10 protein-coding genes are annotated in these 13,576 nt (G+C 64.3%); 5 read left to right on the forward strand and 5 right to left on the reverse strand.

The features are described 5' to 3' along the window. Nucleotides 1–15 precede the first annotated feature (15 nt). From EGH21_RS20725 to EGH21_RS20740, 4 genes are all read left to right on the forward strand, one after another. Nucleotides 16–1,116 (forward strand): cupin domain-containing protein, encoded by a 1,101-nt coding sequence (locus EGH21_RS20725; RefSeq protein ID WP_236035725.1) that lies wholly within the window; start codon nucleotides 16–18, stop codon nucleotides 1,114–1,116. Nucleotides 1,117–1,233: 117 nt separating this feature from the next. Next, nucleotides 1,234–2,478, forward strand: a complete 1,245-nt coding sequence (locus EGH21_RS20730; protein ID WP_220620320.1) for an amino acid ABC transporter substrate-binding protein — start codon at nucleotides 1,234–1,236, stop codon at nucleotides 2,476–2,478. Between the two features lie 7 nt (nucleotides 2,479–2,485). Then, nucleotides 2,486–3,367, forward strand: a complete 882-nt coding sequence (locus EGH21_RS20735) for a branched-chain amino acid ABC transporter permease (protein WP_220620321.1) — start codon at nucleotides 2,486–2,488, stop codon at nucleotides 3,365–3,367. Then, nucleotides 3,364–4,443, forward strand: a complete 1,080-nt coding sequence (locus EGH21_RS20740; protein WP_220620322.1) for a branched-chain amino acid ABC transporter permease — start codon at nucleotides 3,364–3,366, stop codon at nucleotides 4,441–4,443. Before EGH21_RS20735 ends, EGH21_RS20740 begins: the two co-directional genes overlap by 4 nt. 69 nt (nucleotides 4,444–4,512) lie before the next feature. Here EGH21_RS20740 and EGH21_RS20745 read toward each other — a convergent pair whose 3' ends face one another. From EGH21_RS20745 to EGH21_RS20765, 5 genes are all read right to left on the reverse strand, one after another. Then, the gene (locus EGH21_RS20745; protein WP_220620323.1) at nucleotides 4,513–5,217 is read right to left on the reverse strand and encodes an ABC transporter ATP-binding protein; all 705 of its coding nucleotides are present in this window, start codon (nucleotides 5,215–5,217) and stop codon (nucleotides 4,513–4,515) included. A gap of 133 nt (nucleotides 5,218–5,350) precedes the next feature. After that, nucleotides 5,351–6,229, reverse strand: coding sequence for a fumarylacetoacetate hydrolase family protein (locus tag EGH21_RS20750; protein ID WP_220620324.1), 879 nt, complete (start codon nucleotides 6,227–6,229; stop codon nucleotides 5,351–5,353). 82 nt (nucleotides 6,230–6,311) lie between these two features. Further along, complete coding sequence (locus tag EGH21_RS20755) at nucleotides 6,312–7,199, reverse strand: SDR family oxidoreductase (protein WP_220620325.1); 888 nt, start codon at nucleotides 7,197–7,199, stop codon at nucleotides 6,312–6,314. 1 nt (nucleotide 7,200) lies between these two features. Beyond that, nucleotides 7,201–8,700 (reverse strand): aldehyde dehydrogenase family protein, encoded by a 1,500-nt coding sequence (locus EGH21_RS20760; protein ID WP_220620326.1) that lies wholly within the window; start codon nucleotides 8,698–8,700, stop codon nucleotides 7,201–7,203. Between the two features lie 120 nt (nucleotides 8,701–8,820). Further along, nucleotides 8,821–11,898, reverse strand: coding sequence for an FAD-binding and (Fe-S)-binding domain-containing protein (locus EGH21_RS20765; RefSeq protein ID WP_220620327.1), 3,078 nt, complete (start codon nucleotides 11,896–11,898; stop codon nucleotides 8,821–8,823). 101 nt (nucleotides 11,899–11,999) lie between these two features. On the opposite strand from EGH21_RS20765, the gene EGH21_RS20770 reads away from it, so the two are divergent. Continuing rightward, nucleotides 12,000–13,427: a DUF3179 domain-containing (seleno)protein gene (locus EGH21_RS20770; RefSeq protein ID WP_220620328.1), complete on the forward strand. Its 1,428-nt coding sequence runs from the start codon at nucleotides 12,000–12,002 to the stop codon at nucleotides 13,425–13,427. Nucleotides 13,428–13,576 lie beyond the last annotated feature (149 nt).

Below are 13,576 nucleotides of genomic sequence, written 5' to 3' on the forward strand. Positions count from 1 at the left end.
ACGTGTTGGTACACTATGGCCCAGACAGAGCCAGAGGACCAGGAGCTAGAGGAGCAACTCGAGCTGAGCTCCGACACACGGAGCATCCTCGAGAAGCACAACCTCCGCCCGCTGTGGGAGGTGGAGGACGACTTCGGGAACACCATCGACGACTTGGAGGCGGACATCTGGAAGTGGGACGACATCCAGGCGGCCATCGACGGCGTCGAAGACGACGTTCCTATCGCAGACCTGCCGCCGGGCTTCCAGCGACGGGTGGCGGTACCCATCAACGCCTCTTTCGGGAACGCAATCTCGAACACGATATACGTCGGTGTCCAGACAGTCTCGCCCGGTGAGACCGCGCCCTCCCATCGGCACGGTGCGAACGCGCTTCGCTTCACAATCGACGGTAGTGAGGACATGAAGACCGTCGTCGCGGGCGAGGAGTTCCCGATGAAGGACAACGACCTCGTCACGACGCCCCAGTGGGAGTGGCACGACCACGTAAACGACTCCGACGAGACGGCGGCGTGGCTCGACGTCCTCGACCTCCCGCTCGTGCTGGACTCGCTGAACGCCCGCAACACGTTCGAGAACCACGAGCTCGAACGTCAACCAGTCACCAAAACGCAAGGGTACTGGGACTCCCAGTACGGTCGCGGCCGCCCGGAAGACGAGACCAAGGACGGCAGCATCCCTGGCCCGTTCGAGGGCATCCGCGAGGCGACGCCGCCGTACCGCTTCAAGTGGTCCGAGATGGTCCAGTCGCTGCACCAGCGGGCCGAGAACGACGAGCCGGACCCGTACGACGGATACAGCCTCTCGTACGTCAATCCCGCGACCGGGTCGCCACCACTATTCCCGACGATGTCGTTCCGCGCCCAACTGTTGCAGGAGGCGACTGACGCTCACTTCCACAACGCGACGGAAGTCTACTTCGTCGTCGAAGGAGCGGGTGCGACCCACGTCGACGGCGAGGCACTCGAGTGGAGCGAGCGGGACATCTTCGTGGTCCCGCCGGACGCGACCCATCATCACGAACCCGACGACGGGGAGGCCATCCTGCTCGGGATGACCGACCGACCGGTGTTCGAGGCGATGAACTTCTACGCCGAGGCCAGCCCCTCGTCGTAACGCCAGTACCTGTCGACCGGCTGGTCTCCGGACCCGCTCGTACCATCTCCCGGTGTGACACTACCCTCGCAATAACGGGTATCTTTATAATCTATCATCTATATCAGCCTATACGGTATGGTCAACGACGATAGCCCAGTCACACGTCGGTCGTATCTCAAAGGAACTGCCGGTGCTGCTGCGATGGCCGGTCTCGCCGGATGTGCGTTCGGCGGCGGGGGTGGCGGCGGCGACGACACGCTGACGATAGCCGGAACGATTCCCGAGACGGGAGCGTTCTCCTCGCTCGGACAGGACCTCCGGCGCGGGTACGAACTCGGGCAGGCAAGGATGAACGAACAACTCGACCGCGACGTCGAACTCATCCTGCAGGACGACGAGAGTGACGCCCAGACGCTCCGCCAAAACCTGCAGCAGATGACCAGCAACAACGACGTCGACATGATCTGGGGGAGCTTCTCCAGTCTGCTGGTCACCGCGGGGAGCGCCTTCGCCGAGAACCAGAACCTCCCGTTCCTCGGAATCGCCTTCGCGTACGAGGCGCCCCACCGAAACGACAACTACGAGTGGACGTACGCACCCTTCCCGAAGTCCCGTGACGTCGCTCGCTCGACGCTCGGGACACTCGAACTTATCCCGGAGGGCAACCGACCGAACCGGGTCGGCATCTGGGAACCGAACTCAGGGTGGGGCAAAGAGCAGGCCGACTACTGGGAGAACCGACTGGGTGACGCCGGGTACGATATCGTCCTGCGTGAGACGTTCGAAATCGGCTCGCAGGACTTCTCGACACTCATCAGTCAGTCTCAGAGCGCTGACGTCGAAGTCTTGCTGTCGAATCCGACGCCGGGCGGCGGTATCACGGCGGTCAACCAGATGCAGTCGAACAACTGGTCGCCGAAGATGCTCAAGTTCGTCCGCGGGGCCGACCCGTCGGCGTGGTGGTCGGCGCTCAGCGACGCGGGTGCGTACGCGCTGATGTGTCCGGGGTGGGTACCCGGCCTGACGGGCAACGGCAACCAACGCCTTCGCGAGTCCTACATGAGCGAGTACGACACCGAGAGTCAGTACATGCCGGTCAACGTCGGTGGCTCCTACAACCTCACGCAGGTCGCTCTGCAGGCAGTGCAGGCCGCGGGGTCGACCGAGGCCGACGCCATCCAGAGCGCGCTCCGTAGCGAGACGTTCCAGACGGTCATCGGCGAGTTCGGCTTCGAGGACAACGGGCTCCCGGCCGAGGGCGACCTGACCGCACCGACCGGGCAGTGGTGGGACGGTGCGCAGCGACTGGCTTACCCGAACACTGGCTCCCAGCGTGCCCTCGAGTTCAAATACCCCATCCCATCGTGGAGCGAGCGCTGAACCACCAATGGTAGCTGGGGAACTCGTCTCACAGTCGATTGTCAACGGGATACTGCTCGGGGGCATCTACGCCGTCGCAGCGCTTGGCCTGTCGCTCGTGTTCGGTATCATGGACATCGTGAATCTCGCCCACGGCCACATGCTGATGGTGGGTGCCTACGTCGCCATCCTCGTGTTCGCTGCGACTGGCATCACGCCACTCGTGGGGATGTTCATCGCGATGGGGTTGCTGTTCGTCCTCGGAATCGTCCTCCAGAAGGTGCTGTTGAAACACGTCGTCGGCGAGGGCATCGAACAGCCCATCATCGTGTTGTTCGGTCTCGCGCTGATACTCCAGAATATCGGCCAGCTAGTCCTCGGCGGTGATGCGCGGACTGCCGACCTCGGAATCCCCGGCGACGGCATCAACCTCGGGTTCGCCTTCCTCTCCCTACCTCGGACGGTGACGTTCGTCGTCGCCGTCGTCCTCATCGGTGCGACGTGGGCGTTCCTGCAGTACACCAAGACGGGACAGGCAATCCGTGCGACGGCACAGAACCGGACCGCGGCCCGATACATGGGTATCGACACCGACCGTATCTACATCATCACGCTCGGCATCGGGACGGCGCTGGCCGGCGCGGCCGGCGCGCTGCTGTCGATGCTGTTCCCCATCAACCCCTTCGTCGGATGGTCGTACCTACTGAAGGCGTTCGCGGTCGTGGTACTGGGTGGCGTCGGGAGCATCCTCGGGACGCTCGTCGGCGGCGTCATCCTCGGCGTCTCCGAGAACCTCGGGGCGCTGTACCTCGGCGGCGGCTACCGCAACGTGGTGAGCCTGCTCATCTTCCTCGGCGTGTTGCTCCTCAAACCCGAGGGGCTGTTCGGCACCGGAGGTGGTGGTGAGTGAGCTTCCTCGAACGGCATCCCGAGAAACCACTGCTCGCGAACCGTCGCCTCCGAGCCGTCATCGGCGTGGTGGTGCTGGCACTACTGGCGGTACCGTTCGTGACGACGGACGCGCTGACTGGCCTCATCCTCACCGGACTCGTGTTCGTGATGCTCGGCGTCTCGTGGAACCTGCTCGCGGGGTACGCGGGACAGATTTCGCTGGGACACGCCGCGTTCTTCGGCATGGGCGCGTTCGTCGCCGCTTGGCTGACTACACCCTCTGCGGCGGGGTTCCCGGCGTCGATACAGCTACCGATACTGGTCGCGGTGGTCGTCGGCGGTGTGGCCGCCGCGCTCATCGCGCTGATTATCGGCCCCATCATCTTCCGACTGAGTGGTCACTACTTCGCCATCGGGACGCTCGCACTGGCGGCGGTCATCGAACTGGTGATGCTGGACCAGCGTTCGCTCACCGGCGGGTCGACCGGCTACTACGTGCAGGGCGACCTGGCCATCAACGACTTCGTGGGTCACGGGGACGTGATGTTCCTGTTGACGCTCGTCGCGACGGTACTCACTATCGCGGTGACCTACCGTATCGTCCGTGGTGCAGGTGGTCTGGGCATGAAGGCCATCCACGACGACGAGGAGGCCGCAAGTAGCCTCGGCGTCAACCCGCTGAAGTACAAGATGTACGCCTTCGTCGTCTCGTCGTTCTTCGCCGGACTCGCCGGCGGACTCTACGGCCACTACACGCTGTACATCAACCCCGAATCGACGCTCGCGGTGACGTGGACCATCGACTCGCTCGTCATCGTCATCCTCGGTGGGATGGGCACGTTCGCCGGTCCGATACTCGGATCGGCGCTGTTCCTCCTGCTGGACACCGGTCTGGCAGCTATCGTCGGGAGCGTCGCGACCACTATCGAGGGCACACTCATCATCCTGTTCATCATCTTCCTCCCGCAGGGCCTGTACGGTCTCGCGGAGGACTACCTCATTACCGACGTCGGCAGAGGTGGCGCGTCGGCGGCCCCGAAGTCCAGTGACGCGACGCCGGGCACGGACCCGGACGTAGTTTCCGACGAGGACTGACCGACTGCTCGCCCTCTTTAGGTTGCGACACGGCTCAAAAACGAATTGCCGTTCTGTGCTGACTCGGATTCAGGCCCCGAGGTACGATTCTTCGACCCGCTCGTCCTGTGCGAGTTCCGCGGCCGTTCCGGAGAGCGTCATTCGTCCCGTCTTAATGACGTAGCCGCGGTCCGCCACCCGGAGCGCGTTGTAGATGTCTTGTTCGACCAGTAAGACGGTCGTCCCTTGCTCGTTGATGCGCTCGATGGCCTCGAACACGTCGTCAACGAGGACCGGTGCGAGGCCGAGACTCGCCTCGTCGAGTAGGAGCAAGTCGGGGTCGCTCATCAGGCCACGCCCGATGGCGAGCATCTGCTGTTCGCCGCCCGAGAGCGTACCGGCGCGCTGGTCGGCCCGTTCCTCTAGTCGGGGGAAGATATCGTACACTGTCTCCAGCCGTTCGTCCATCTTACTGCGGTCGACGTACGCACCGAGTTCGAGATTCTCACGGATACTGCTGTCCGTGAATATCTCTCGGCCCTCGGGGACGTGTGCGATCCCCTCTTTGACGACGTCTTCGAAGGGCATCGCTCCGATGTCCTCGCCTCGGAACCGGACCTCGCCGGCTGTCGGCGTCAGGTCGCCACAGATGGTCTTGAGCGTAGTCGTCTTGCCCGCGCCGTTCGCACCGAGCAGTGCGACCGTCTCGCCTTTCTCTACGGAGAGACTTACGTCCCACAGCACCTGCACGTTCCCGTACGACACGTCTATCGAGTCGACTTCGAGGAGTGCCATCGATTATCAGCCCTTCGCTGTCCGTTTTCTTAAGCCTACCCCTCTCCATTCTGGGTCGCGGTCAGCAGCACCGCTACGTGAGACTCGGAACCGCGAAGAAGTGGTATGAGCCGACCGCGGTCGTTCGTCTCGGTTACTCCTGGCCGCCCTTCTGGACGTCGGCCTCTGCGTAGCTCACGTCGCGTTCGGTGACGTCGACGGTCATCGAACCGACGGACTCGATTTCGGCCTCGATGGTGTCGCCGTCGGAGAGTTCGCTGACGCCCTCGGGCGTGCCCGTGGTAATCACGTCACCGGTCTCCAGCGTGGCCCCGAGCGAGGCGTACTGCACGACGTCGGCGCAGGTGTACACCATGTCGCCGGTGTTCTCGTACTGGCGGCGTTCGCCGTTGAGTTGCAGTTCCATCTGGAGGTCCTGCGGGTCGTCGATCTCGTCGGCGGTGGTCACGCACGGGCCGATTACCGTGAACGTGTCGTAGGACTTCCGGTTCGAGCGGTCCTGGTCGCCCCGGAGCGAGATGTCGAGCAGGATGGTGTATCCGAAGATGTGGTCCCACGCCTCCTCGGCGGGCACGTCCTTGATGTCGCCCTCCATGACGAATGCCAGTTCTACCTCGTGGTCCGTCCGCCTGTCCGTGAAGGGCAGTTCGATGCCGTGGTCCGGGCCGACGACGCTGGAGGGGGCCTTCAGGAAGTAGCCCTTGTCCTTGATGGAGAACCACTCTTCGGTGGTGATGTCGCGGTCCGACAACGCCTCCTCGATGTGGTTCTCGTAGTTCAGCGGCGCAGCGATGACCTTTCCGGGCCGACCCACGGGTGAGCCGATATCTACGTCGGTGACGGCGTGGTCGGCGTCGGCGTCTTCGTACTCACTGGCGTCGTAGTCGCCCTCGATGTACTCGACGAGAGGTTCGTCGCCGTCGAGGCCGAGGCGGTCGCTCAGTGCGATGACTCCGGTACCGTCGTCTGTGAGCAAGCCTAACTGGTCGTCGTCGTAGCGGACGAATCGCATAGACGAGATATCGACGGAAACCGTGATAAAAGATGCCCTTCTGGCCGACCGATTCCGTGGCGAAGGCGGGGACGTCGCACACTCAAAAGTGCGCGTCCGTCCGGGTCAGGTCGCAGTCCTCGGCCACGTCCTCGCGGAAGTGGTCGGCCAGCGAGTCGACCGTCCAACCGTCCGGCTTGACGCCGACGGCTTCCATGGCCGGGTCCGAGAAGACGCCCACGCGGTCGCCGCCAGCGTAGAGCGTACACCCTGTCACGTCTTCAGCCGCCTCGCTGGCGAGGTACGCGACCATCGGTGCCACTTTCTCGGGCGGCATCTCCTCGCGGGTGTATGGGCGGTGTTCCTCGGGGACCGTCTCGGTCATCCGCGTGTAGCCGTTCGGGACGAGCGCGTTGACACGTACGTCCGAGCGGTGCATCTCCGTCGACACCGAGCGTACCATCCCGAGCACGCCCGCTTTCGCGGCGGCGTAGTTGGCCTGTCCGAGGTTCCCGCGGGCGGCCCCGGCGCTGACAGCCAGGTACGAGCGCTGGCGGTCGAAGCCGTCCTCGCCAGTTTCTCGCCAGTGGCCACACGCTGCACGGAGCGGTGCGAACTGGCCGGTGAGGTTAGTCTCGACGACGGCCGTCCAGTCCTCGGGGTCGAGTTTGTAGCTCATCCCGTCCCGGAGGATGCCAGCGAAGTTCGCGACGAAGTCGAGTCGACCGTGTTCGGCGACCGTCTCCTCGACGAGGCGGTCCGCGTACTCGAAATCGCTCACGTCGCCGTGGTGGGCCGTCGCCTCACCGCCAGCCTCGCGGATGTCGACCGCGACCCGTTCGGCGACGGCCGCGTCGCTCCCCTCACCCGAGACAGAGGTCCCACGGTCGTTCACCACGACGGTCGCGCCGTGGTCGGCGAGTTCGTGGGCCGCCGCCTCGCCGAGGCCGTTCCCCCCGCCGGCGACGATACAGACCGTCTCGTCCAACATCTCAGAACGGGAACTCGCGGTCCTCGTGCTGGAGCGATATCCACTTCTTCTCGGTCGCCTCGTCGAGGAAGTCGTCGGTGTTGTAGCCGCCGACGCCGGACGCGCCGGTCCCGCTGAACGGCACGTGGGCCTCGTCGTTTATCGGTTGGTCGTTGACGTGGACCATGCCGGTCTCCATCCGCTGGGCGATGCGCTTGCCCGCGCCCACGTCGCCGGCGTGAACCGACCCGGAGAGACCGAACTCGGTATCGTTGGCGAGTTCGACCGCCTCGTCGACGTCCGAGAACGGGATGACTGGAACCACCGGGCCGAAGTGCTCGTTGCATGCGGCGGCCATGTCGTTGGTCACGTCCGACAGCACGGTCGGTTCGACGACCAGCGAGTCCTCGACGCCGTCGAGTTCGACCGTCTCGCCGCCGGTCTCGAGCGTCGCTCCGGCGTCGACGGTCCGTTCGACGTAGTCCAGAATCTCGTCTCGCTGTGACTCGTCGATGATGGGGCCGACGACGACGTGGTCGTGGGCGCTCCCGGCCGGCAGGTTCTCTGCTCGCTCGGCTATCTTCTCGACGTACTCGTCGTAGACGTCCTCGTGGACGAGATGGCGGTTGATTGAGATACAGACCTGTCCCTGATGGGCGAACGACCCGAAGACACCGGCGTTTACGGCCTGTTCGAGGTCGGCGTCGTCGGTGACGATGTGAGCGTTGTTGCCGCCGAGTTCCATCGCGGCCTCGGCGAGGTTCTCGCCGGCCGCTGCGGCGACGCGCCGACCGACTTCGGTCGACCCAGTGAACGCGACTACGTCGCTCTGGTCGTGACTGGCGACGGCGTCGCCGATTTCCGACCCGCGGCCGGTGACGACGTTGATGACCCCCTCGGGGAAGCCCGCGTCCTCGAACAGTCGAGCGAACAGGAGACCACCCACGACCGGCGTGTTAGTCGCCGGCTTGACGACGACGGTGTTTCCTGCGGCGACGGCCGGGACGATGGCTCGCGCCGAGAGGTTCAGTGGGAAGTTCCACGGAGAGATGACCGTCACGACGCCCTGTGGCTCTCGCTGGACGACGTTCTCTTTGCCGGGGATGTTCGAGGCGGCGTGTTCACCTTTCATCCGCCGGGGTAGTGTCGCGGCCTCGGCTATCTGGTCCTCGGCGAGGTGGACGGACGTCTCGCCCATCCCCTCTATCTGACCGGCCTCCGTCGCCAGCAGGTCGACGATTTCTTCGCTGTGTTCGTCCATCGTCTGCAGGAGGTTCTGGACGAGTTCTTCGCGGCGTGCCGGCGGCGTCTGTTCCCACTCAGTCTGGGCCTCGGCGGCCGCCTCGTAGGCCGCGTCCACATCGGCGTCGTTGCCACGGGGAACCTCTGTGACCGTCTCACGTGTGGACGGGTCGGTCACGGCTATCGTATCCCCGCTGTCGCTCGCGCGCCACTCCCCACCGATGTAGAGCGAACTCCAGTCGGCGTCGATACTGTACCGGGATAGGCTGTCCTGCGCCATACGCTCACATACGTCGAACAGAGTATGAAGGTTTGGTAACATCGATGTCAGTGGCCGACACTGGCCTCGCCGGTCGGCAGGGACGATCCGTTACTCGAACGGGCGAGGCAGGATGTCGGCTTACCGACCAGCGCCAGATAGTGCTGCGTCTATCGCTTCGATGGGCGTCGGTGGTTCGTCCCGGTCGACCCCGGCGAACGTCCCGTCCGTGTCGACGTCGAGGTCCGCGAGTTGTGTTCGACAGGACGCCCCGGGCGCGACGACGGCTCCCGCCTCGCTGTCACTCACCTGGCCTTCGAGCGTGTCACCGATAGCCATGCTCATCGCGTGGTGTTCGGCCTCGTAGCCGAAACTGCCGGCCATGCCACAGCAGCCCGAATCGAGCGGGTCGACTTCGTAGCCCGCCCGCCGCAGGACACCCACGGCGTGGTGGTCCTTCTTCGTCGCTTTCTGGTGACAATGCCCGTGGTAGGCCATCGAGCGCCCCGGGGCATCGAGCGACAGGTTATCGTCCAGTCGGAAGATATCGAGGTACTCACAGACCCCGTAGCTGTTGACTGCGAGTGTCTCGACGTCCTCGCCCGAGAGCAGATCCAGATAGTCCGACTGGAGCATCACCGCGTCGCTGGGTTCGACCACGACGATGTCCCATCCGTTCGCGACGCGAGGGGTCAGCGCGTCGACAGCCTCGCGTGCCGTCTCGCGGGTGGCGTCGACGAACCCTTTGGAGTACGCCGGCCGCCCGCTGTCGGTCACGTCGGCCAAGTCGACGTGAACGCCGGCCGCTTCGAGGACCCGAACTGCGGCTTTCCCTACTTCGGGGTGGCTGAAGTTCGTGTACGTGTCGGGGAACAACACGGCCTTCCGGTCGGCTTCGGTCTCTGTGACCTGTGGCCCACGGGACTCGAACCAGTCTTGCAAGCTCTCACGTTCGAACGTCGGGAGCGAGCGCTCACGAGCGATACCTAGCGTCTTTTCCATCAACGCCCGTGCACCCGGAAGCTTCGGGCCGAGGTTCGAGAGCGGGGCGAGCGTACTCCCGAGGCGGGCCAACGTGTCGACGTTGGCGAACACCCGTTCGCGGAGGCCCGCACCATGTTCTTGATGATGGGCGTGTTCGACCTCGACTTTCAGTTTTGCCATGTCCACCTCGCTCGGACAATCGTGGGCACACCCCTTACAGCCGATACAGAGGTCCATGACCTCGGAGACGAACTCGTCGTCGGTCGGGTCGTCCGGCAGGTCGCCGCTCATCGCCTGCCGGAGCATGTTGGCTCTGCCCCGGGTCGACGTGACTTCTTCGTCTGCCGCCCGGAAGGTCGGACACATCACGCCCCCCTCGGACTGCTGGGTGCGACAGCCGCCACAGCCGTGACACAGTTCGACCATCCCCTGCATACCGTTCTCGTTGTCCCACTCCAGCGCCGAGTCGAACCCGGCGTCGAACTCGTACTCGGGGTCGAAGCGTAGATTCTCGGTCAGCGAGACGTCGCCACAGACCTGGCCGGGGTTGAGGAGCCAGTCGGGATCGAACGCCGTCTTCAGGTCGCGGAACGCCTCCCAGAGCCGTTCGCCGTACAGTTTTCGGTTCCACTGCGTGCGGGCGCGGCCGTCACCGTGCTCGCCGGAGACGGACCCGCCGAACTCCACCACGAGGTCGGTGACGGCCTCGCCGATGTTCTCCATCGCGTCGAGGTCGGTCTGAGATTTCGTGTTCACGAGCGGCCGGACGTGTAACACGCCCGGGCCCGCGTGGGCGTAGAACGAGGCGAACGTGTCGTTCGCTTCGAGAACGTCCTGAAACTCGCTGACGAACTCTGGGAGGTGTTCCGGCGGGATAGCACAGTCTTCGAGGAAGCTGATGTGCTTGGCGTCGCTCGTCCGCCCGAGCAGGATTGGGAGTCCGGACTTTCGGAGCTTCCAAATCTCTTTGCGCTCGTCGGCGTCGTAGGCCTCCAGAGCGTCGAACGCGTACCGGTCGACCTCGGTGGCTGTTTCGTCACTATCGTCGTCCGGCACCCGATCGGCCAGCAGGTCCGCCACCTGGTCGCGGCCGTGTTCGTCGTCGTCGGCGTAGAACTCCACCAGCAGGGCGGCCCGCGTCCGGTCGGGGAGTTTCGCCGCCACGTCGGCGAACTCCGTCGTGTCGGACGCGAGGTCGATGAGTACGTCGTCGATGAGTTCGACCGCCGCCGGGTCGTGGTCGAGCACGTGTCGGACGTCACTGACCGCCTCGACGACGCTGTCGTAAGTCAACAGGGCGACCGATTTCGTCTCTGGGAGTGGTTCGAGCGAGACGGTCGCCTCGGTGACGACGGCGAGGGTTCCCTCGCTGCCGGCGAGCAGACGGGCGAGGTTGACGGTCCCTGCCTCCCCGTACTCGCCTTCGTACTCGGCGACCAGGCGGTCGAGGTTGTATCCCGAGACGTTACGCTTGAGTTCGGGATAGCGTTCGTCTATCTCGTCGGCGTGGTCGTCGAGTAGCGACAGGACGCCGGCGGCGATACGTGCTTCGAGGTCCTCACCGTCGGGGTCCGCACGGTCTCGGAGGTCTTCGACCGCCACCTCGCCGAACGTGGTGACAGTGCCGTCCGCGAGAACCACCTCGCACTCCTCGACGTAGTGATCGGTCTTCTCGTAGACGAGCGAGTGCGCGCCCGTCGAGTTGTTACCGATGGCGCCACCGATGGCGCTCCGGTTGCCCGCAGCGGGGTCTGGTCCGAAGGTCAGCCCGTACTCGGCCGCCCTGTCGTTGAGGTCGGCGAGTACTGTCCCGGCCTGCACGCGGGCCTGACGGGTATCGGGGTCCATCGATATCACGCCGTCCATGTGTCGTGTGAAGTCCAGTACGACCGCCTCGTTCACGGTCTGGCCCGCGAGACTCGTCCCTCCGCCCCGGGGAAGGACGGGTATGTCACGCTCGGCGCAGTAGGAGACGACGCTGGCCGCCTCCGCCGTCGAGGTAGGGAAGACGACACCGATAGGTGTCACCTCGTAGGCGCTGGCATCTGTCGCGTAGAGTTGCCGAGTGTAGGTGTCGAACCGAACCTCGCCGTCGACTCTCGTTTCGAGGTCGGAGACGAGACCCGGCCGCTCGACAGACCCGCCGACGTAGTCGTAGTCCGCTCGCTCGTCGCTCGCCGTTGGGGCGAGTTGGATACCACCGTCTGTGGCGGCGTCGCTATCGTCGTCGCGCATGTACGTCGAACTGTGAGAACCAGTCACTTAATCCCCCCGTTGTCGCTGTACCGACGACCGCGGCAGTACAGTTTTTACCACGCCCCTCGTCGTACGATATCGTGACTGAGAGAGAGACGACCCCTTCTGACGAGCGGTTACAGACTCTGGTGAATCGCCTTCTCGAGCGAGATGCCGACGCCCACGCTGATGCCGTTGAGGCACTTGGGGACGTGGGTGACCAGCGTGTAGTCCCACATCTCTTCGAAGTCCTCGTCATCGACGCGATAGCGAACGACTGGGCCGAGTTCGGGTTCCCCGCTGCCCTCAGAGAACGCGACCCACCGCGGTACCTCGACCTCCCTGAAGTCCGTTGGCCCGGTGTCCGCGACGCGCTGGCGGCGTTGACGGATCCGGACTTCGACTCCGACCACGCGTGGGTCGAGTGGGAGTCGTGGTACTCCCAACAGGACATCGACCCGTTGGTAGGCTTCGAGGACTGGAAACTCAGGCTCTACCGTTCGTATCTCCCACCGGTTGGCGGACTGCTGGACTGTGGGCCACGAGATTTCGACGTGCAGGACATTCGGTGGGGGAACTGCGACCGGTCGTTCCTCGCTGCGCTGAACGCACCGGACTTCGTCCCGGGCGAGGCCGTCGACGCTACGGGGAGCGGCGGCGATCAGGACAGATATCTGGAAGCGGAAGACACGGTCTTCGGCTTCGAACTCGACGGAACCGCCTATGCCGTACCTCGGTGGGTACTCTTCCCCCACGAACTCCTGAACGCTACTCTGTCCGGCGTCCCGGTCAGTCTCACCTACTGCACACTGTGCAACGCCCCTATCCTCTACGACCGGCGCATCGGAGAGGAGACGCTGACATTCGGAAGTTCCGGTATGTTGCTGTCGGGCAACAAGGTGATGTACGACGAGGAGACCGAGACGCTATGGGACCAGCACAGCGGCACCCCCATCGGAGGCCATTATTTGGAACGTGATTCTGGTCTCTTCCTCGACCAGTTCGCGGTCACGCAAACCACCTGGGCCGACTGGCGGGCCGAGTACCCCGACACCCTCGCGCTAGATATCGACACCGGCTACGACTACGACTACTCTTTCTACGACGGCAACGTCGGCTTCTTCGAACACTATTGGAACAGAGAGGAAATCGTCCAACCGGGCGTCCAGAGAGCCGACGACCGTCTCCCAGAGAAGGCCTCCGTCTACGGCATCACCGGGAGTGATCCGGATGCGGTGTGGGTCGTCTCAGTCGAGGACCTCGACGCTGACGACGTCGTGTCGGGGACCGTCGGCGGGCAGGAGGTGGTCGCGTTCCTCGACGCCACCGGCGACGTGGCCGTCTACGAATCCCCACCGACCCCCGTCGAGCGAACCGCAGACGGCCTCGTCGACGGCGAGGGGACAGAGTGGCTCGTCGAACGGAACGCCCTCCGGGCCGACGGCGCGACCAGAGACCGAATCGCCGGCCGCCACGGTCTGTGGTTCGCGTTCCGGACACACTACGAGACCGCGCACGTCCTCGACTGAGACGCATTCGTGACGCGTATCCCGCTTCCGAATGGCCATCTCACACTTTGGCGACCATAATATCGTGTATATATTTCAAACTACGCCATCTATTTTATAGAGTTCTATTTTCAGTACAAGCAGTGCCTAAATAGTAGTATACGATATCG

This window comes from Haloarcula rubra (genome assembly GCF_019599465.1).
Lineage (GTDB): Archaea > Halobacteriota > Halobacteria > Halobacteriales > Haloarculaceae > Haloarcula > Haloarcula rubra.

Bases quoted from the DNA above. Each gene is read 5' to 3' on its own strand.
- EGH21_RS20735 (WP_220620321.1), top strand. From the start codon at position 2,486: ATGGTAGCTGGGGAACTCGTCTCACAGTCGATTGTCAACGGGATACTG.
- EGH21_RS20765 (WP_220620327.1), bottom strand. From the start codon at position 11,898: ATGCGCGACGACGATAGCGACGCCGCCACAGACGGTGGTATCCAACTC.
- EGH21_RS20750 (WP_220620324.1), bottom strand. From the start codon at position 6,229: ATGCGATTCGTCCGCTACGACGACGACCAGTTAGGCTTGCTCACAGAC.
- EGH21_RS20730 (WP_220620320.1), top strand. From the start codon at position 1,234: ATGGTCAACGACGATAGCCCAGTCACACGTCGGTCGTATCTCAAAGGA.
- EGH21_RS20725 (WP_236035725.1), top strand. From the start codon at position 16: ATGGCCCAGACAGAGCCAGAGGACCAGGAGCTAGAGGAGCAACTCGAG.
- EGH21_RS20760 (WP_220620326.1), bottom strand. From the start codon at position 8,700: ATGGCGCAGGACAGCCTATCCCGGTACAGTATCGACGCCGACTGGAGT.
- EGH21_RS20745 (WP_220620323.1), bottom strand. From the start codon at position 5,217: ATGGCACTCCTCGAAGTCGACTCGATAGACGTGTCGTACGGGAACGTG.
- EGH21_RS20755 (WP_220620325.1), bottom strand. From the start codon at position 7,199: ATGTTGGACGAGACGGTCTGTATCGTCGCCGGCGGGGGGAACGGCCTC.